At 37.2% G+C, this 18,797-nt stretch carries 21 protein-coding genes and 3 tRNA genes; 3 read left to right on the forward strand and 21 right to left on the reverse strand.

What is annotated here, in order from left to right:
• Positions 1-85: 85 nt before the first annotated feature.
• The 19 genes from QNJ52_RS11140 to QNJ52_RS11230 all read right to left on the reverse strand — a co-directional run bounded on the left by QNJ52_RS11140 (position 86) and on the right by QNJ52_RS11230 (position 14,716).
• A tRNA-Gly gene (locus QNJ52_RS11140) sits at positions 86-159 on the reverse strand.
• A gap of 23 nt (positions 160-182) precedes the next feature.
• Positions 183-265 (reverse strand) — tRNA-Leu (locus QNJ52_RS11145).
• Positions 266-401: 136 nt separating this feature from the next.
• Positions 402-473, reverse strand: a tRNA-Glu gene (locus QNJ52_RS11150).
• Between the two features lie 162 nt (positions 474-635).
• Positions 636-1,076, reverse strand: coding sequence for a SprT family protein (locus tag QNJ52_RS11155; protein ID WP_283722619.1), 441 nt, complete (start codon positions 1,074-1,076; stop codon positions 636-638).
• Positions 1,066-3,201 (reverse strand): Tex family protein, encoded by a 2,136-nt coding sequence (locus QNJ52_RS11160; protein WP_283722620.1) that lies wholly within the window; start codon positions 3,199-3,201, stop codon positions 1,066-1,068. Before QNJ52_RS11160 ends, QNJ52_RS11155 begins: the two co-directional genes overlap by 11 nt.
• A 76-nt stretch (positions 3,202-3,277) precedes the next feature.
• The gene (gene sigB, locus QNJ52_RS11165; protein ID WP_219493140.1) at positions 3,278-4,045 is read right to left on the reverse strand and encodes an RNA polymerase sigma factor SigB; all 768 of its coding nucleotides are present in this window, start codon (positions 4,043-4,045) and stop codon (positions 3,278-3,280) included.
• Between the two features lie 4 nt (positions 4,046-4,049).
• A complete protein-coding gene (rsbW, locus tag QNJ52_RS11170; RefSeq protein ID WP_101141625.1) occupies positions 4,050-4,493 on the reverse strand; it encodes an anti-sigma B factor RsbW in 444 nt (147 codons plus the stop codon).
• 4 nt (positions 4,494-4,497) lie between these two features.
• Complete coding sequence (locus QNJ52_RS11175; protein WP_101141627.1) at positions 4,498-4,821, reverse strand: anti-sigma factor antagonist; 324 nt, start codon at positions 4,819-4,821, stop codon at positions 4,498-4,500.
• Between the two features lie 80 nt (positions 4,822-4,901).
• Positions 4,902-5,900, reverse strand: a complete 999-nt coding sequence (locus tag QNJ52_RS11180) for a PP2C family protein-serine/threonine phosphatase (protein WP_165983013.1) — start codon at positions 5,898-5,900, stop codon at positions 4,902-4,904.
• A gap of 57 nt (positions 5,901-5,957) precedes the next feature.
• Entirely contained in the window at positions 5,958-6,308 is a 351-nt protein-coding gene (locus tag QNJ52_RS11185; RefSeq protein WP_101141631.1) for a type II toxin-antitoxin system PemK/MazF family toxin, read from the reverse strand.
• The gene (locus tag QNJ52_RS11190) at positions 6,309-6,449 is read right to left on the reverse strand and encodes an antitoxin MazE (protein WP_099482357.1); all 141 of its coding nucleotides are present in this window, start codon (positions 6,447-6,449) and stop codon (positions 6,309-6,311) included.
• A 60-nt stretch (positions 6,450-6,509) separates the two neighbouring features.
• Entirely contained in the window at positions 6,510-7,652 is a 1,143-nt protein-coding gene (gene alr, locus QNJ52_RS11195) for an alanine racemase (protein ID WP_283722621.1), read from the reverse strand.
• A gap of 25 nt (positions 7,653-7,677) precedes the next feature.
• Positions 7,678-8,034, reverse strand: coding sequence for a holo-ACP synthase (gene acpS / locus QNJ52_RS11200; protein ID WP_101141634.1), 357 nt, complete (start codon positions 8,032-8,034; stop codon positions 7,678-7,680).
• A complete protein-coding gene (locus QNJ52_RS11205) occupies positions 7,976-8,497 on the reverse strand; it encodes a PH domain-containing protein (protein WP_283722622.1) in 522 nt (173 codons plus the stop codon). The genes acpS and QNJ52_RS11205 overlap by 59 nt, the downstream gene beginning before the upstream one ends.
• On the reverse strand, positions 8,481-9,992 hold the full coding sequence (locus QNJ52_RS11210; protein ID WP_219493145.1) for a PH domain-containing protein: 1,512 nt from the start codon (positions 9,990-9,992) through the stop codon (positions 8,481-8,483). The genes QNJ52_RS11205 and QNJ52_RS11210 overlap by 17 nt, the downstream gene beginning before the upstream one ends.
• Positions 9,982-10,458, reverse strand: a complete 477-nt coding sequence (locus tag QNJ52_RS11215; protein ID WP_219493146.1) for a PH domain-containing protein — start codon at positions 10,456-10,458, stop codon at positions 9,982-9,984. Before QNJ52_RS11215 ends, QNJ52_RS11210 begins: the two co-directional genes overlap by 11 nt.
• Before the next feature lie 113 nt (positions 10,459-10,571).
• Complete coding sequence (gene cshA / locus QNJ52_RS11220; protein ID WP_219493147.1) at positions 10,572-12,068, reverse strand: degradosome RNA helicase CshA; 1,497 nt, start codon at positions 12,066-12,068, stop codon at positions 10,572-10,574.
• Positions 12,069-12,302: 234 nt separating this feature from the next.
• Positions 12,303-13,640 carry a UDP-N-acetylmuramoyl-tripeptide--D-alanyl-D-alanine ligase gene (locus tag QNJ52_RS11225; RefSeq protein WP_283722623.1) on the reverse strand — a complete coding sequence of 446 codons (1,338 nt, stop codon included), beginning with the start codon at positions 13,638-13,640 and terminating at the stop codon, positions 12,303-12,305.
• Positions 13,641-13,645: 5 nt separating this feature from the next.
• On the reverse strand, positions 13,646-14,716 hold the full coding sequence (locus QNJ52_RS11230; protein ID WP_283722624.1) for a D-alanine--D-alanine ligase: 1,071 nt from the start codon (positions 14,714-14,716) through the stop codon (positions 13,646-13,648).
• A 170-nt stretch (positions 14,717-14,886) separates the two neighbouring features.
• Here QNJ52_RS11230 and QNJ52_RS11235 point away from each other — a divergent pair, with 170 nt between their 5' ends.
• Positions 14,887-16,089, forward strand: a complete 1,203-nt coding sequence (locus QNJ52_RS11235) for an FtsW/RodA/SpoVE family cell cycle protein (protein WP_283722625.1) — start codon at positions 14,887-14,889, stop codon at positions 16,087-16,089.
• A 45-nt stretch (positions 16,090-16,134) separates the two neighbouring features.
• On the opposite strand, the gene QNJ52_RS11240 is transcribed toward QNJ52_RS11235, so the two are convergent.
• Entirely contained in the window at positions 16,135-16,269 is a 135-nt protein-coding gene (locus QNJ52_RS11240; RefSeq protein WP_256447893.1) for an Lmo0850 family protein, read from the reverse strand.
• A gap of 189 nt (positions 16,270-16,458) precedes the next feature.
• Between QNJ52_RS11240 and cls the strand changes: the two genes are divergently transcribed.
• Positions 16,459-17,934 carry a cardiolipin synthase gene (cls, locus tag QNJ52_RS11245; RefSeq protein ID WP_241427461.1) on the forward strand — a complete coding sequence of 492 codons (1,476 nt, stop codon included), beginning with the start codon at positions 16,459-16,461 and terminating at the stop codon, positions 17,932-17,934.
• A 25-nt stretch (positions 17,935-17,959) separates the two neighbouring features.
• On the opposite strand, the gene QNJ52_RS11250 is transcribed toward cls, so the two are convergent.
• Positions 17,960-18,091: a hypothetical protein gene (locus QNJ52_RS11250; protein ID WP_283722627.1), complete on the reverse strand. Its 132-nt coding sequence runs from the start codon at positions 18,089-18,091 to the stop codon at positions 17,960-17,962.
• A gap of 41 nt (positions 18,092-18,132) precedes the next feature.
• Between QNJ52_RS11250 and QNJ52_RS11255 the strand changes: the two genes are divergently transcribed.
• A complete protein-coding gene (locus tag QNJ52_RS11255) occupies positions 18,133-18,771 on the forward strand; it encodes an HD domain-containing protein (RefSeq protein WP_283722628.1) in 639 nt (212 codons plus the stop codon).
• Positions 18,772-18,797 lie beyond the last annotated feature (26 nt).

Here is an 18,797-nt window from a genome sequence, read left to right on the forward strand (position 1 = left end):
GAACTTAATCACTCAAATTATTGGAATTAACGTTGACATATTGTCATTCAGTTTTCAATGTTCATTTCTCATTCGTAAAAGTAAATGGAGCGGGTGATCGGAATCGAACCGACAACATCAGCTTGGAAGGCTGAGGTTTTACCACTAAACTACACCCGCATATATAATTGGTTAAAAGTAAGTGCGACCGAGAGGATTTGAACCTCCACAGGAATACTCCTACTAGGCCCTCAACCTAGCGCGTCTGCCGTTCCGCCACGATCGCGCGTTGGCATGTTTCACTTGCTTATCTCTTTTAACGACAAGATTTATTATATCTCGTATTCATTAATAAGTCAACAACTTTTTAAAAGTTTTTTTAACTTTATTAATTTGTTATTAAGAGTGTTAATTATTAAAAGTGACCCCTACGGGATTCGAACCCGTGTTACCGCCGTGAAAGGGCGGTGTCTTAACCGCTTGACCAAGGGGCCTTGTTTCAACAACGATATTAATCTTATAACGTTTTATTAATAAAGTCAACACTATTTTATAATAAAATGCCAAAGTGTAAATTTTACCTCTCCCAAGATAGAAAAAGGTCTAATTTCGAGTAATATCTACTCAAAATTAGACCTTTCTTGCTTTATAATCTTTCAATTTAATATTTCTTTCAACTGCCCACCACACTTGCAGCGATATTTATGAATCGACCTCCGCCTCTTTCTGGGGAATTCATTATTGCATCTTTTACACCTATAAAGGTATTTAAAATGTGCATCCGGCAAAGGATTACAAAAACGAGGTGCTCCCACTTGTTGCGCTAGCTGTTTAAAGTCTCTATCACGATGCTTGTAACCCTTTCCTTCTATATGAAGATGATAATGTACAAGTTCATGTTTAATAATGTCAATGATTGCTTCCTCACCATACGCTTCAAACTGCTTCATACTAATTTCTATATTATGATTTTGAAGCATATAGCGCCCGCCTGTCGTACGTAGTCTGTTATTAAATACTGCTTGATGCAGAAATGGTTTATTAAAGTATTCAAGAGAAATACCCTGTACAAGTGATTGCAGCGCTTTATTTTCCATCAGGATTTATCATTGTAAGTGCAACCTTACCTTTATCATGCATAATATCTTCTATCCATACTTCAACAATATCACCAACAGATACTACATCTGTCGGATGCTTTACGAAACGGTCAGAGAGCTTAGAAATATGTACAAGGCCGTCCTGCTTCACACCGATGTCAACGAACGCTCCAAAGTCAATAACGTTACGGACTGTACCTGATAATTTCATTCCTTTTCTTAAATCTTCTATAGAAAGCACATCAGATTTAAGTAGTGGTGTCTCAAAGTCTTCACGTGGATCTCTTCCTGGCGCCATCAACGCAGTAATGATATCTTCCAGCGTCGGCGCACCGATACCAAGCTCATCCGCTGTACTGTGTACATCTATTTTAATAATACTTCCTTTTAATTTATCGCTTCCTAGATCATCTGCAGTCAAAGATAATTTCTTTAACAATGCGTAAGTCGCTTTATAACTCTCAGGGTGAATACCTGTGTTATCAAGCGGCTCTTCTCCATCAGGTATACGCATAAAGCCGATACTTTGTTCAAACGTCTTCTTGCCGAGTCTTTTAATCTTCGCAATTTCTTTATGATGTTTTATTGGTCCATTCTCGATTCTATAGTTGATGATGTTTTCTGCTACGCTTTTAGATAAACCTGATACATACTGTAATAATGGTGCCGATGCTGTATTCACATTAACTCCGACTTTATTTACCGCAGTTTCTACTACGAATGTCAGTGCTTCATTTAACGATTTCTGATTGACATCATGCTGATATTGACCCACCCCAATTGACTTCGGATCAATCTTTACAAGTTCTGACAACGGATCTTGTACACGACGACCAATGGATACAGCACTTCGCTCTTCTACCTGGAAGTCCGGAAATTCAGCTCGTGCCAGATCACTTGCCGAATATACAGATGCACCTGCTTCGTTTACAATGATATACTTCGTCTCTAAATTATTTTCTTTTATAATCTCAGCGATAAATTGCTCTGACTCTCTGCTTGCCGTGCCGTTACCGATTGCAATCAGCTCAACATTATGCTTTTTTATTAAATTCAATACGATTTTCTTCGCTTTGTCTTTCTCACTAACCGGAGGGTGCGGATATACTACGCTCTTCTCAACAAATGTACCGAATGGATTAATGACCGCCAACTTACACCCCGTACGATATGCTGGATCTAACCCAAGAATCATCTTACCTTTTAATGGTGCCTGCAATAATAAATTCTCTAAATTTACCGAAAAGATTTCAATCGCTTGTGATTCAGCTTTCTCCGTTAATTCATTTCGAACTTCTCGATAAATAGAAGGTAGGATTAATCGCTTTAAACTTTCTTCAATTGCACGGGCTATGTATATACTTTCTCGCTCCATCATCTGTTTTCTTAAGTAGCGAACAATCGCCGTTTCATCAACCGAGATATCTACTTTAAGTACATCCTCTTTTTCACCGCGATTTATGGCAAGTATTCTATGCGGCACAATTTTATTGATACGTTCACTATATTCGTAATACATTTCGAATACGCCTTTTTCATCCTCTGCCTTTTTCTTCTTTGAAGTTGTAATTTCACCGTTTTTTTCAACATAACCTAAAATAAATGCACGGTATTTCGGTTCATCAGAAATCATCTCTGCAATAATATCAATCGCACCATTCATCGCTTCTTCAACAGTAGTGACTTCTTCTGTAATAAAATCTTTAGCTTTTTTATCAACCTCTTCATAATTAAGCATTAATTTCGCTAAAGGTTCTAATCCTTTACGCTTCGCTTCTGTGGCACGTGTCTTTTTCTTCTGTTTAAACGGGCGGTATAGATCTTCCACACGCTGCAGTTTCGTCTGTTCCATTATCTCTTTCTTTAATTCATCTGTAAGCATCCCTTGCTCTTCAATCGAACGCACAACATCTTCTTTTCGCTTCTGCAAGTTTTCCATATAGCGGTATTCTGTTTCAATGTCTTTTATTTCCACTTCATCTAGTCCACCTGTTACTTCTTTACGATATCTCGCAATAAACGGTACAGTATTTTTCTCTTCCAGTAACTTCAATACAGAAGTAATCTGCTCTTTCTTATAAGGTAGTTTTTCTAGAATTAAATTAATAACATGCTGTTCCATAATAGCCTCCTCGAAATAATATATTAATTTTAACATAAAAAATAAGCTGGAACAGTGCGTTCCAGCTTGTTATATATTAGCTGTTTTGTACCGCATCACGTAGTTTCTTAATCGCAGTACGTTGTAGACGTGAGACATGCATCTGACTTAAGCCTATCTTCTCACCCGTTTCTTTTTGGCTTAGGCCATCAAGAAATGTGCATTGAATGATTTCTCTTTCTCTATCTGACAGAATCGGTAATACTTTCTCAAGAATCATACGTTTCTCGGTCAAGTCATAACCTTCTTCAGTATTGCCCATTACATCAAGCAATGTAACTGTTGAGCCATCCTTATCCGCTTCAATCGAATGATCCACACTTAACGCATTATAACTCTGACCCATCTCCATCGCTTCAAGCACTTCTTCTTCGGTTGCTTCTATGCGCTGCGCGATTTCGATAATCTTAGGCGACCGACCAAGTTCATTCGTTAATTCATCTGTAGCACGTTTAATCTTCGGTCCAATCTCTTTAATGCGACGTGGCACATGGACACTCCATGTCTTATCTCGTAAATAGCGTTTAATCTCTCCGATTACTGTAGGTACTAAAAAAGCTTCAAACTTTCTTTCAAAGGTAACATCAAACCTATTTATTGCACCAAGCAATCCTACCATACCTACTTGAACAAGGTCTTCATGATGACTTTGTCCTTTGGAGTACCGATATGCTAACGACTCAACTAGTTTTTGATAGTGCAGCACGAGCTCTTGCTGTGCAAATTCATCCTGGGTATCTTGATATAACTTAATCCATGCATTGATCTCTTCTGGTGTTACATCATTATAATTCTCACTACCCATCAGGCTACACCTGCTCCTCCGTTATATACTTCGTCATACTAATTGTGACACCACTGTCTTTCTTTACGTTTACCTCGTCCATTAATGACTCGATTAAAAACAAGCCGAGGCCACCTTCGCGTATAAAGTCAATATTCTCATTTTCTTCATATGGTCCAAGTTCTGATTTCGTACGTTCATAATCAAAGCTTGTACCTGAATCAGATACAATAACCTCTACTTTATCATCAAAGATAACATAACCAACGAGCACATCTCCTTGAACATCATCTTTATAAGCATGTTTAACAGCATTTGTTACCGCTTCACTTACTGCAATCTTTGTATCTTCTATCTCGTCATAGTTTGCACCCGCACGGTTTAATATCCCTGATAATGTCAGACGGACAAGCCCTACGTATTCTGCAGTTGCAGGAAATCTCATTTCAACATAATCATATCTTTCCATAAAATTACCCCTCCACCGGTTGATTTACATGCATTAAATCTTTTAAACCAGTGATGTCAAATAATCTTTCTATACGTTTGTTCACACCTAATACATATAACTCTTTATTATTTTTATTAAGTTCTTTCAACGTTCCAACAAATAAACCTAGTCCTGTACTATCCATATAAGTTACTTCATCAATACGTAGATGAATATCATGTGTCCCTTGCTGTCTGATTGGAATTAAAACTTCTTGCAATTCTGGTACAGTCGCAACATCCAGTTCACCCGCTACATTAATTTCATAATAAGCGTCGTGCTCTGTTGTATCTATCTTTAAATTCATAGCTTTTCTCCCTACTTTATGAGATATTATTTTTTGTATATTCTCTGTTAGAAATACCCAAAACTAAAAATTATAAACCGTTATTTTATTCTTTTTATGATTAATATCGTTAAATCATCTTTTTTCTTAGGATCTCCAATCTTCAGAAGCTCCTCATATACAATTTGCACGATATCTTGTGGATGCAAGTCCTTATACTTACCAATTAGACTTAATAATTCACTCGTATTAATAAACCCTCCATCTAACTTACGTATTTCAGAAACACCATCCGTGAATACAATGACCATATCTCCAATTTCGATATCGATTTCTTCTTGGTCATAGCGTGTAGAAGGATGTATGCCAAGTACAAGACCTCGTGCAGACAACTCTTCAAAACTATCAGTCTTACTTCGATATATATGACCCGGCTCATGACCTGCAGATGCATAATAAAATTTATTATTCACTTCTTCGTACAATCCATAAAACATCGTCACAAACATGTTCTGGTTTATATTCTTCTCGACTACGCGATTCAGTCGCTTTAAGCCATCACTTGGCAACTGGGAATGACCATACGAATCCATTCCAAATTTAATCATACTCATGGCAAGTGCAGCAGGAATCCCTTTACCGATAACATCAGCTACTGCGAAACTCATCGTCCCATCTTTATGGTCGATTAAATTAAAATAGTCCCCGTTAACTCGGTGAGCCGGGACACTGATTGCACCAATTTCAATCTTATTCAGATGCGGTATCTGGGTCTTCAACATTGTTGATTGAAGACTTGCCGCTACATCCATCTCTTTGTCGTGTGCTTCCATCACTTTAACGAGCGCCTTATAATCTCGATACGTAAATCCGAACCCTATGATCATTTCTGTAAGAACATCCATACCATATTGTTGTTCGATGGCACTATATGATTTCTCATTAATTAAGTCTTTATGAAGCATCACAATTTCTTCTGGAGAGATATCGAGTTCGATTGCCTCAAAGCTCAATGCTTGTAATGGTTCTAGATCTTTTTCATCACGTGTCGTAATATATGTCTCCAATATATCAATATATCTTGAAACTATCTTTTCAATTTGACGCATCCCATTCCCTCCCTTTCACAAAAAAAGACTTTAGGTATTTCCTAAAGTCTATTCACTATCGATTGATAAACCCAAACTAATTATAAGTGCAGTATCCACTTCTTTCATCTTCGCCTTATCAAGCACAGTTAAATGATCAATCAACCTATTCTTATCAATGGTTCTAATTTGTTCCAGCAGTATTACCGAATCCTTTTCTAAGCGATGCGTTGTCTTGCCAATTTCAACATGGGTGGGGATTTTCGCCTTATTAATCTTTGCAGTAATTGCTGCTACAATCACTGTAGGACTATGTTTATTCCCAATATTATTCTGAATAATAACGACGGGGCGTTTACCGCCTTGTTCAGACCCCTTCACTGGTGACAGATCAGCTAAATAAACATCTCCGCGTTTCATCTATTCACCATCAAAGGTATATGTCTGATAGTTATCAGTAACTTCACATTCTAATACATAATGTTCTGATGCTATCGATAAATTTATCTCTGCCATTGATTGATAACCTTCTATCAGCATTTGTTCTAGCTTCTGGCTCATATCTTTACCTCCATCGTCCGATTACTTACATTTTATCAAAAAGCGATTAAATGACAACAGTTATTTCATAAGTTCATTATATACTTCTACATCATCTGCGATATAGTATCGTTTCGGCAGCCTGCGACTTAAAGATGTAAGCACTTCATAAGTAATTGTCCCGAGTTGTTGTGCAACACGCTCTAATGACTGATTGCTATCAGCGTTATCATCAATTATGATACATTGTGCACCTAATGGTGTATCGTCTGGTACGCGTGCCATCATCTGATCCATACATACGCGACCGATAATCGGAACTTCAGTACCTTCTAAATTTATATTATAACCTTGCATCGCACGAGGCAGACCATCAGCATACCCAATCGGGAACGTTGCAACAACTTGGTTGCTTTGCGCAGTGTAAGTAGCACCATAGCTTACCGTATCACCCGACTTGATATTTTTAATGAAACAAGCAGTAGAGACCAGCTGCACTGCTGGTTGTAGCTTCACGTTACTGACAGCTCTAATAAATTCGGACGGATAATAACCATAAAGACTAATACCTAATCTTACAGCATTACATTCTGAACAGTCATAGCGCAATGTTGCTGCGCTGTTCTGACAATGGATATATTGTGGCTTATTGTCACTAATAATGCCGAGGAACTTATCATACGCACATTCCGTAAGCGTATTATCCTCATCTGCAGAACTAAAATGTGTAAACACACCTTCGAAGATAAATTGCTCAACTGCAGCCACTTTATCGACAGCCGCATCATATGCCTGCTTTGTCTGCACACCAATTCTCCCCATTCCACTGTCCACTTTTATATGCAGCCAGACCGGCTTATCTTCCGCCTCTATATAACGACTTGCATCTTCAACCCACTTTGCATCTGGTGCAGTAAGAGCTAATCGATGTCTGGAAGCCTGCCTGATATGTTTGGGGTCTACTACGCCAAGCACTAAAATCTTTGCTTTAATACCATGCATTCGGAGTTCTATCGCTTCATCAAGTGTAGCAACTGCAAAAAACTCAGTTCCTGATGCCATCAAATACTTTGCAATATTAACTGAACCTAATCCATAACCATTCGCTTTAATTACCGCAATTACTGTCTTATTTGGATGCAGCTTTTCTATATCCTTAAAATTACTGCGGATTGCGTCTAGATTGACGTTTACAAATGTCGGACGATAATACCTATCACTCATATGCTCACCTCTATTTATAATACATCTATAGTATCACATTTCCATTTGTCACAATAACATAGGCTGTGGCAATTGTATCTGTATGTGCAATACTGACATGCGCATTCGTATTACCTTTTATATATGGTTTTCCTGCCGCATCATTTAAGCAACATATATCATGAAAAGAAAGTTTGCCAATTCCTGTTCCAAGTGCTTTAGCATACGCTTCTTTCACACAGAAACGGCCAGCTAGATACTCAGCTTTTCTTTTTTCAGATTGGAACGTATCAAATCGTTCGCGTTCATCAGGATGTAATATACGCGTTAAAAACTTGTCATTATCAATATATTGACTCATCCTGCTGATTTCTAATATATCTGTCCCTATCCCCTTTATCATCGTTCTCCACTTCTCTCATTTTTTGATTGATCAATGTTTTAAGTATAGATGCTTCATCTTCATGAATAAGCTGTATCGAAAGACCGTTCTCAGCTGTATGCACAGTCAATGATTTTAAATGATATCTTTTCATTACTGGTCCTTGCTCAGTTTCAACATTTTGAATCTTAACATATGGTACGATCAATTCCTCCTTATTCCAAATCCCTGTTAATAACATAATCTCATCATCCCCAATGTCATAGTGATTTGCACGATAAACTAAGATTGGCTTTGACACTATATACCACACGATGTCGAGTAACAGCAGCGCTGCCAATACGATAAATACAATGTTTGAAATTGGCAGCGCAAAGTACCACGTAACGCAATAAAATATTGCAATTATAAACGCAAATATCATTACTTGAATGAATGCACCTATGCGCATAACCTTTATACTACTTTTATGCATCTGCTTCATATTCACTACGCTCCTTCGCCATAAACCATTCATATATATGTGCCGCATCATCTCGTTCTATAAAGTCAAGAGCAGTCGTACTCCCTAGCATCCCTGCAGCCACATCAACTTCAATATTACGTAAATCTGCTTTATTCATAAACGGTGTACTCTTGACACTTAAACTTATTATATTACGCTCTTTGATATATGTTGTTGTCATTGATAATAAACCACCGTTACTGATCGAAAGTTCGTCATCTATAATCGCATAACCTGAATTTTTGTACTTAATGATCGCAGTAATAAATGTTAATACAAGAAGTACTGCACCAATAATCCAGGCATAATCAAACCAATAATACTGAATCACACTCATAATGATAATAATAAATAACCAGGAAACTTGAAAGTACCTGCGTATACTACGCTTTGGAATCACATGATTCACAGCATTAAAGTTATAAGGCAGGAGTCGGCAGACGATCTCATACCCTTTATCATATGAAATAAATGGCAATAACTCTATTTCGTCATTACCGATTTCTTCTTCACTCTTCATCTCACTTGTAGTAACCACAGTAAACTTTGTCTTATTAAACAACTTTCTGAAATAACTTTGTGTTTCTTTGACACTTTGAATATTTTTCAAAACGATATACTTATCGATACGTTCAAACAATCCATAGTTTACGTTGATCACTTCACCATCGTAACGCACTGTGTATCGGTGATACTTTATAGCTGTAACGAAGATGCCGATAATATAGCTTATCACTAGCAATACTATAGAAAGACCTATAACATACCCATAACCTTCACCAATTAACATTTTAACAGGATTTAAGAAACCATCCAGCGGAATAATTTCATCGATTTGTGAATACAGACCGAGTATAATTGCAATGACCGTAAACATGCCGCTACTCGTCACACTCATAAAGAGCAAGTCTTTAAACGCCAATCGATATATCACTTCAAATCGATTATCCCCGTTCAATTGATGGTCAACTGCAGCTGACTCTGACATAACAGACTCATCATCCTCTACCGCATCACTTCTCAATTGACGTTTACGCTCGGTTAAGAAATTACTCAGACGCACAGCCTCACTTTTAGAAATACTGTTTAGTTCAATACCATCACCTGCTGTACGCACCTGCATAATAACTCCGCCAAGAATTTGATTAGCAAGACCAGCATTCGTATCAATCGTCTGTATCTTTCCAATATAGATTTCTTTAATCTTCTTACTTATGATTCCTGTTTCCAGCAATAATTTATCATCTTCGATCCAGTATTTCGTTATACGTGCTTCAATAATACGGAGTATGATATTAATCAATGTAATAATCAGCATAAATACAGCAAACATATTATTCTGAATCGCATCTAGCGTAAATCCATCACGAACAATCCAGAATAAACCAATCCCAATTAGAAATAAATTCTCCTTTATCGCCTTTAATGCGTTTGATAAGTACGTCGAATAATGGAGGGTATGTTTACTGTTCATAATGAATCTCCTTTATTCTCTCTATAATTTGTGATGCAATTAGCTCTGCATCATCAGCATACATCAACGGCATCACATTACTATCTCCGCGAGTATATACTGTAACTTGTGCTAATCGATATTTCTGCATTAACCAGCCACGTTTAATACAAACAGACTGCATAATATCGACAGGTAATACCATACGTTCCGTAAAATATGCCCCACTGGATAGTTCAAGCGTTACTCGATTCAATTGATACTTCGTATATTTTTGGCGAAGTCTGACACCAATAATAAGCTTGTACAACGGATAGAGCAATAATATAAAAATTAAAAAATCATATTTAATCGTCAAGTATTTATGCATCACAAAATATATTACCCCGGAAATGACAGTGAATAATATAAATAGCATTATCGCTTTTACATACATATATTTAACAGCAGCTTGTGGTTGAAAATTATTTAAATCAATCTCGTACATGAGCAACCTCCATTCTTCAAAATTATACCAAAGATATAGAAAGACCTACAAACAAAAAAAAGCCAGGACATCTGTCCTGGCTTGACTTGTGGCTTAACGCTCCCAAGACAGCTTTATTTTTTGTGATCTGCGAAGGTTCTGCCTTTAAATGTTTTTTTCGCTTTAGGTGCTTTACTTCCACGATCGAACGCTTTACGACGGTTATCTTTGCCATCTTTACGGTTACGGTTACCGCCACCTGAGCGGTTACCTGAACGGCCACCACGGAATGACTTACCGCCACCTTTACGTCCAAGTGGTTTTTCGAATGTTAATTGAACATCAACATCGTTATTTGATTGAATTAACTCTTGTAACAATGATGCTACTAATTTCACATCACCGTACTCTTCGATTAATTCTTTCGCGATTGATTCGATACGTGCTTCAGTATTTGCTTCAACCCAAGCTTTTACTTTAGATTTAACATCTTGTTCACGTGCTTTCATAACCTCACCTGGTGTTGGTGGACGTAATGCCTGCATTTGACGATTTTTCGCTTTTTCAATTTGACGGATATAATCCATTTCAACTGGATTAACGAATGAAATCGCCATACCATGCTTACCTGCACGTCCTGTACGTCCGATACGGTGTGTATAACTTTCAACATCCTGAGGAATATCAAAGTTGTAAACATGCGTTACACCTGAAATATCTAATCCACGTGCTGCTACGTCAGTTGCAACAAGAATATCAATTTGGTCATTTTTAAATTTCTTTAATACTTCAAGACGTTTCGCCTGAGTAATATCACCGTGTAGTCCTTCAGCACGGTAACCTTTAGAAATTAATGCACTTGTCAATTCGTCTACACGACGTTTTGTACGTCCGAATACGATTGCAAGTTCTGGTTGGTGTACATCTAAGAAGTTTGTAAATGTATCAAATTTCTCTAATTCTTTAACGATTGTGTAGAACTCTTCAATTGAAGGATCTGAATCGTTGTTTGTCATCGTTTTTACGATAACTGGGTTTTTCATGAACTTTTGAACAAGTTCTTGAATTGCTTTAGGCATTGTTGCTGAGAAAAGCATCGTCTGACGATTTTCTTTCGGTAATTTATCCATGATAAAACGCATATCATCGATGAATCCCATGTTCATCATTTCGTCAGCTTCGTCTAAGATTAAAGTATTGATATCTTCAGTCTTTAAAGTGCGACGATTTAAATGGTCGATGACACGACCCGGTGTCCCTACAACGATTTGAGGTTTCTTCTTAAGTTCTCTAATCTGACGGTCAATCGGCATACCACCGAATACAGTTGTAACTTGGATTCCTTGTCCACGACTGAAAGCTTTCAACTGCTCTGCAACCTGTACAGCTAACTCACGTGTTGGAGCCAGGATTAAACTTTGGATCCCTTCACGGTCTTTAACCTTTTCAATTAAAGGTATACCGAATGCACCAGTTTTACCAGTACCAGTTTGCGCTTGGCCTAGTACGTCACGGCCAGCCATCGTATGTGGGATACTATCCGTTTGAATCGGTGTAGGTTCTGTAAATCCCAACTTCTCCAGCGCATTTATGGTAGGTTCGCTGATACCTAGGTCTCTAAATTTTTGCAATATGATTTCTCCTTTTGTCTTCCTTAAATTACTGCGTATGTTACGCAATGTTCTAATATCGGGTAATTTTTCACTACCCTACTTATTCAACTTCTCTATATTAGCATCATATGAAAATTATTACAAATATTTTAATCGTACTCTGTCACATATTATTCACAATAAAATGGCTGTAATTCATTACAACCACTCACTTTATTAACTCATTCATTTGTTTATAAATTTATTTTTTCGTTATAATAATTCGTTAATTATTGTTTCAAGTTTCATCCCTCTGCTCGCTTTAAATAATACAGTCGTATGCGCATTGAGCATACCTTTTAGATGATTTGTAAGTGCCTCTTTCGTATCGAAGTGCTGAACTGTCGTAAAGGTCTCTGCCGCTTTTGAAATATGGCGTGCAGCATTACCTGTCGTAAACACATAGTCGATTTGTTTATCTTGTAAATATGCACCAACTTGTTCATGATACATGACTTCATCTTCTCCAAGCTCGAGTACATCACCGAACACGATGATCTTCACTTCACTATCCATCTGTGATACCGTATCAATTGCGGCTTTCATACTCGTTGGGCTCGCATTGTATGCATCGTTGATAAGCAACGCACCGTCTCTGCCCTCAAGTTGTTCCATGCGCATTCCTGTAAGCTCCAGCTGCTGTAAACTATGATTGATTTGTTCTGAGGACAACCCTAGATAACTGCCGATTGCAATGGCTATTGTTGCATTACGCGCATTATGGCTTCCTAAAGTCGGAACAATGTACGTATCATCATTTACTTTAAATTGTACATGCTTATCTTGCATTATCATTTCATGGATATAATATTCATTGTCTTCATTAAATCCTATGCGGTGTGCATCTTTATTATCTTTTACTAATGGTTTTAAGAGCACTTCATCACCATCATAGAATAATGGCCCTTTCAATCCATCCGTTATTTCATACTTTGCCCTGGCAATGCCCTCTCTTGAACCAAGATCCCTCATATGACTTTCGCCGATATTAGTTATTGCGGCAATATGTGGCTCTGCAATATGAGATAGCAATGAAATTTCTCCGAATCCAGACATTCCCATTTCCAAAATAGAAATCTCTGTATCTTCATCGAGCTGGCATAACGTTAATGGTAATCCAATCTCATTATTATAATTGCCTTGTGTCTTCTTCACTTTGAAGTGAGGTGTCAAGACCGCTTCAATCATATCCTTAGTCGTCGTCTTACCATTACTACCTGTTACTGCAATAACTTTAGGACCAACTTCCTTTAAGTAAGCTTTCGATAATTGCTGAAGTGCAGTCAGTGTATCTTCCACCACAATTACCGGAAGGTCTCTTGGTATTTCTCCTGCATCACGCTGCCATAATGCGGCATGAGCCCCTTTGTCGATAGCGTCTGCTACATATTTATGTCCATCCACATGTTCTCCTTTAAAAGGAATAAACAGTACACCTTGATCAATATTTCTAGAGTCGATTGACACTCCAGAGATCATTACTTCTTGATACATCGCATCTAACGTACCTGTAGTATGCGTTTTTATCCAATTTAACGATCGATTTATCATAATTATCAGTCCATTTTATATTTAATATTTTTCTTGTCGTTATATCTTTCTTTCGCAAGATTGATTAAGTCGGTGATTAATTCACTATAGCTCTTACCCATATTCTCCCAAAGCAGCGGATACATGCTGAACTTCGTGAATCCTGGCATCGCATTCGTTTCATTAATATAAATCTTGTCATCCTCAGTAAGGAAGAAGTCTGCACGTACGAGCCCCGAGCAGTCCGTTGCTTTGAATGCTTCAACTGCCATATTTCTTAGTGCTGATTGAATCTCTTCTGAGATATCAGCCGGAATTTGAAGCTTTACTTTGCCATCTTTATATTTCGACTTATAATCATAGAAGTCTACATCTTTGACAACTTCTCCAGGTAATGTTGTCTCTGGTGTATCATTCCCCAGGACCGCAACTTCTACTTCACGCGCGTTAACGCCTTGTTCAATTACTAGCTTTCTATCAAATTGCAACGCTTCTTCGATACCTTGAATCAATGTTTTACTATCTGTACATTTAGATATACCGACAGAAGAACCTAGATTTGCAGGTTTCACGAATACAGGATAAGTTAACTTTCCTTCTACTAGTGAAATAATATTATCCTTATGTGCCTCGTACTCACTCTTTAAGAAACTCACATAAGGTAACTGTGGTAACCCTCGTGTTGCGAACAGTTGTTTCATCACAAGTTTATCCATAGAACTTGAAGCGGCAAGAACGCCATTACCAACATAAGGGATGTCCAGCACTTCAAATAATCCTTGAATTGTCCCATCTTCACCGTTTGGTCCGTGCAATAAAGGAAAGACTGCGTCATATGCTTTTCCTGTTGATGAAATATTCAACATTTCTGAAATTGACAAACGCTCTACATGAGATAACCTTAAACGCTCACTATCCTCTATTGTCTCAGAGATTTCAGGTCCTTTTAACCATTCACCATCATTTGTGATATATATTGTATCTATTGAGTATTTGTCCTTATCCATCGCATTGATCACAGATTGTGCAGTTAATAATGACACATCATGCTCCGCACTTTTCCCTCCATAGATGATGCAAATATGTTCTTTTGCCATATGTATTCCTCCAAACTGTTAATAACATAATATTATCATGATATAATGATACATGCACATTATTTCATGTGACACAAAATTACCTTAAACTCGGGTAACTTATCTATATATACTTTCAGATGATTTATGTATAATAAAATTTATAATTATTTATGGTAAGGAGTAATCGCATGCCAACAAATAAGACTCGCAATAAACCAAAACGTTCGTGGATTGAAAGAATTGATTGGTGGCTTATTATATTAATATTGGGTTTCTTTACAGTCAGCCTGGTAATTATCTCTTCTGCTATGACAGGTCAGCAGTATGGGACAAACTTTGCACTTAGACAAGTCTTTTATTATTCATTAGGATTTGCCCTCGCACTCTCAATCATGTTTATACATCCAAAAACAATAAAGAAGTGGACTTTCTTTATTTATTTACTAGGAAATATCGCTTTATTAGGTCTGCTGATTCTACCAGAATCTTCATTTACCCCTGTGATTAATGGTGCAAAAAGCTGGTATGTATTTTTTGATAAGCTTAGCTTACAGCCTTCTGAATTTATGAAGATCATACTCATGCTGACATTAAGCAAAGTAGTATATGATCATAATCGATTTACATATTACAAGTCATTTCAGACGGACCTCATATTACTTCTTAAAATAGGATTAACCGCAATGATTCCAATGATACTTATATTATTACAGAACGACCTTGGAACAATGCTTGTGTTGCTCGCTATCATACTTGGTATCATCATCGTTTCTGGTGTGACTTGGAAAATACTCGCACCTTTTCTTATTACGGTTTCATTGCTCGGTGTCTCTATTATTATGATGATTATCTATAAACCATCACTTATCGAGAAAGTTCTTGGTATACAGACGTATCAGCTCGGCCGAATCAACTCATGGTTAAATCCTGCTCAGTATAGTGACGGGGAAGGATTTCACTTAATGGAATCCTTGAAAGCGATAGGTTCTGGTGGATTGTTTGGTAAAGGTTATAAAGGCGGAGAAGTGTATATCCCCGAAAATCATACGGACTTCATTTTCTCAATTATCGGAGAAGAGTTTGGGTTTATCGGTTCCATTATAGTTTTAATATTGTTTTTAGCACTGTTTACACATCTCGTACGCTTAGCTCAAATTACAGTCTCACCATTTTCATCAATATTCCTTGTTGGATTTATCAGTATGATTGCCTTTCACGTATTCCAGAACGTCGGCATGACGATACAAGTTGTACCGATAACAGGAATCCCATTACCATTTATCAGTTATGGGGGAAGTTCTTTATGGGCACTCATGTGTGGCATTGGCGTTACATTAGCTATTTATTACCACTCTAACCCCGAACAACTGAAGAAGTTAAAATCAAAATAAAAACAAGCGTTCAGAATTGAACGCTTGTTTTTATTCTATTATGTACTATTTCAACTTTGCAGGTGCAACATTTGGTAATGTACGCATTACCTCAAAACGGGACTTAGTCTTTGAGATATTTACACCTAGTGAAGAAAGCAGAGTGACAACACTTTTAATCTTTTCTTGCGATTGTTTCATAAAAATCACTCCAATCCATTTGTTAATACTAGTGTAACCGAAATCATTATCGCTGACCATAGGCCTATAGTCTTATTTATGTTAATTTATCGATAACTTTATGAATTATTTGTTAAATATTACAATGGCACTCTACGTACCATGCTTCTGTCTATTCATGTATAATAGATTTAATTAGGAGGGGTTATATTGGAGCAGTTATCACAAATTGATTACTCACAAATTTTCTCAATTTTATTTTTTGTAGGATTCATCTTTAACATCTTTTTAGCTTTCGTCATCATCTTTTTTGAACGAAGACAAGCCGGCTCTACGTGGGCATGGCTACTCGTACTATTTTTCTTACCTATCATCGGATTCATCCTTTATCTATTGTTCGGTCGTCAAATCAACCATCAGACCATATTCACTTTAAATGATGAAGACCGGTTAGATCTAGAACGTATTGTCAGTGCTCAGCGTACAGCTATAGACAATGGTAATATAGAAGTGCGTTCTGGAGAAATTATTAAACATAGTCATATCATCAGAATGTTGCTGCACAACTATGCCTCTTTTCTAACCACTGATAATAAGGTGGAAATCTTAACAGATGGCAGAAAGAAATTTGATGCTTTATTAAATGATATTCATAACGCAACAGATCATATTCATATTCAGTACTATATCTTCAAAAAGGATGGTATCGGTCTAGAAATCCTCAATGCACTGATGAAGAAGCTTGAAGAAGGTGTAGAAGTGAAGATGCTCTATGATGATATCGGTTCAAGAACTTTGTCTCTCTCCAGATTCAAGCAGTTCAAAAAACTGGGTGGGCAAGTAGAATCCTTCTTTCCTTCTAAATTACCGCTTATTAACTTTAGAATGAATAATCGAAATCACCGTAAGATTGTCGTAATCGACGGTAAAATAGGCTATATCGGCGGGTTTAATGTCGGTGATGAATACCTGGGTCTGGATAAGAAATTTGGTTACTGGCGTGATACGCATCTCAGAGTAGAAGGCGATGCAGTAAATGCCTTACAGCTCCGTTTTATGATGGACTGGAATTCACAGATTACCCGTGACTTCATGTCTTATGACAAGAAGTACTTTCCAGATGTAACAAGCAAAGGTGATATCGGCATTCAGATTGTATCAAGCGGACCGGATTCCTCTGCTCAACATATAAAAAACGGATATCTTAAAATGATTACATCCGCAAAAAAATCCATATATATTCAGTCTCCCTACTTCATCCCTGATACGTCATTACTCGATGCATTAAAAATTGCTGCAATGACTGGTGTAGAAGTTAATATCATGATTCCAAATAAACCTGACCATCCGTTTGTATATTGGGCTACATATTCAAACGTCGGTGAACTTCTCAATGTCGGTTGTAATATCTTCATTTATGAGAATGGCTTTATTCACACAAAGATGCTCCTCATCGATGACGAAGTTGCAAGCGTCGGAACTGCCAACATGGACTTTAGAAGCTTTGAATTAAATTTTGAAGTGAATGCCTTTATATACGATGATATCGTAGCCAAAGAATTGCGAAAATCATTTGAAGACGATGTGCACGTCTCTTCGCAACTCACCAAAGAAATTTATGATCAGCGTGTCCTCCTTATTCGTGTGAAAGAAGCAATTGCGCGACTGCTTTCTCCAATATTATAGGGGGGCAGTTCAAGTCCCACATCTATTATATAAATCCAAACTTGCATAACATAAAATCTAGAGTAATCTTTGCAAAGAATAAGCTATGTACAACAAGAACGATTGAAACAGTATGTGTCTGTTGTCTCGTAAGTTCAAAATGACATCTAATTCCCATCTGCTGCACCCGCTTACAAAAAAGAAAGGATTTTTCACAATATGAAAAGCAATATAATTGAAATTACCGAAGAATTTGTGAAAGGTATACACAAACATGATTCATCAGGCCATGACTTCGCGCATATCAATCGTGTAAGAAAGCTTGCACTGTATATTGGAAAGCGAGAAGGCGCAGATCTATTTATCGTAGAAATGGCTGCACTTTTGCATGATACCGTTGACGAGAAACTGTTCAATGAACAATCTTCCTGGGAAAGACTTGATCACTTTTATGCAACAATTGGATTGAGTGATGCACACATAGCACAAATCAATCATATTTTGTGCTATGTGAGTTTTAAAGGTGGCGCCAATGAAGGTAAACTGAAGTCACTTGAAGGATTTGTCGTACAGGATGCTGACCGTATTGATGCACTCGGTGCAATCGGTATCGCACGCACATTTATGTTTGCAGGTAAATTTGGAGAAGCAATGTATGATCCAGAGACTAAGCCACGTGAAGATTTAAGCAATTATAGAACACCTGGTACTGCCATCAATCATTTTTATGAAAAACTTTTTAAACTCATCCATCTTATGAATACTGAAACTGGAAGGCAGATTGCACAGTCACGTAATGATTACATGCAGCAGTTTATCGATATATTTTTACAGGAATGGTACGGAGAGAAATTATAAAGAAATACCGGACAATACTGATAATC

The organism is Macrococcus sp. S115, from assembly GCF_030067655.1.
In the GTDB taxonomy this organism is placed as follows: domain Bacteria; phylum Bacillota; class Bacilli; order Staphylococcales; family Staphylococcaceae; genus Macrococcoides; species Macrococcoides psychrotolerans.

Bases quoted from the DNA above. Each gene is read 5' to 3' on its own strand.
- QNJ52_RS11235 (WP_283722625.1), top strand. From the start codon at position 14,887: ATGCCAACAAATAAGACTCGCAATAAACCAAAACGTTCGTGGATTGAA.
- QNJ52_RS11255 (WP_283722628.1), top strand. From the start codon at position 18,133: ATGAAAAGCAATATAATTGAAATTACCGAAGAATTTGTGAAAGGTATA.
- QNJ52_RS11215 (WP_219493146.1), bottom strand. From the start codon at position 10,458: ATGTACGAGATTGATTTAAATAATTTTCAACCACAAGCTGCTGTTAAA.
- acpS (WP_101141634.1), bottom strand. From the start codon at position 8,034: ATGATAAAGGGGATAGGGACAGATATATTAGAAATCAGCAGGATGAGT.
- QNJ52_RS11240 (WP_256447893.1), bottom strand. From the start codon at position 16,269: ATGAAACAATCGCAAGAAAAGATTAAAAGTGTTGTCACTCTGCTTTCT.
- QNJ52_RS11185 (WP_101141631.1), bottom strand. From the start codon at position 6,308: ATGAAACGCGGAGATGTTTATTTAGCTGATCTGTCACCAGTGAAGGGG.
- sigB (WP_219493140.1), bottom strand. From the start codon at position 4,045: ATGGGTAGTGAGAATTATAATGATGTAACACCAGAAGAGATCAATGCA.
- QNJ52_RS11250 (WP_283722627.1), bottom strand. From the start codon at position 18,091: ATGGGAATTAGATGTCATTTTGAACTTACGAGACAACAGACACATACT.
- QNJ52_RS11230 (WP_283722624.1), bottom strand. From the start codon at position 14,716: ATGGCAAAAGAACATATTTGCATCATCTATGGAGGGAAAAGTGCGGAG.
- QNJ52_RS11210 (WP_219493145.1), bottom strand. From the start codon at position 9,992: ATGAACAGTAAACATACCCTCCATTATTCGACGTACTTATCAAACGCA.
- QNJ52_RS11205 (WP_283722622.1), bottom strand. From the start codon at position 8,497: ATGAAGCAGATGCATAAAAGTAGTATAAAGGTTATGCGCATAGGTGCA.
- QNJ52_RS11175 (WP_101141627.1), bottom strand. From the start codon at position 4,821: ATGAATTTAAAGATAGATACAACAGAGCACGACGCTTATTATGAAATT.
- QNJ52_RS11155 (WP_283722619.1), bottom strand. From the start codon at position 1,076: ATGGAAAATAAAGCGCTGCAATCACTTGTACAGGGTATTTCTCTTGAA.
- QNJ52_RS11190 (WP_099482357.1), bottom strand. From the start codon at position 6,449: ATGAGCCAGAAGCTAGAACAAATGCTGATAGAAGGTTATCAATCAATG.
- rsbW (WP_101141625.1), bottom strand. From the start codon at position 4,493: ATGGAAAGATATGATTATGTTGAAATGAGATTTCCTGCAACTGCAGAA.
- QNJ52_RS11225 (WP_283722623.1), bottom strand. From the start codon at position 13,640: ATGATAAATCGATCGTTAAATTGGATAAAAACGCATACTACAGGTACG.
- QNJ52_RS11160 (WP_283722620.1), bottom strand. From the start codon at position 3,201: ATGGAACAGCATGTTATTAATTTAATTCTAGAAAAACTACCTTATAAG.
- alr (WP_283722621.1), bottom strand. From the start codon at position 7,652: ATGAGTGATAGGTATTATCGTCCGACATTTGTAAACGTCAATCTAGAC.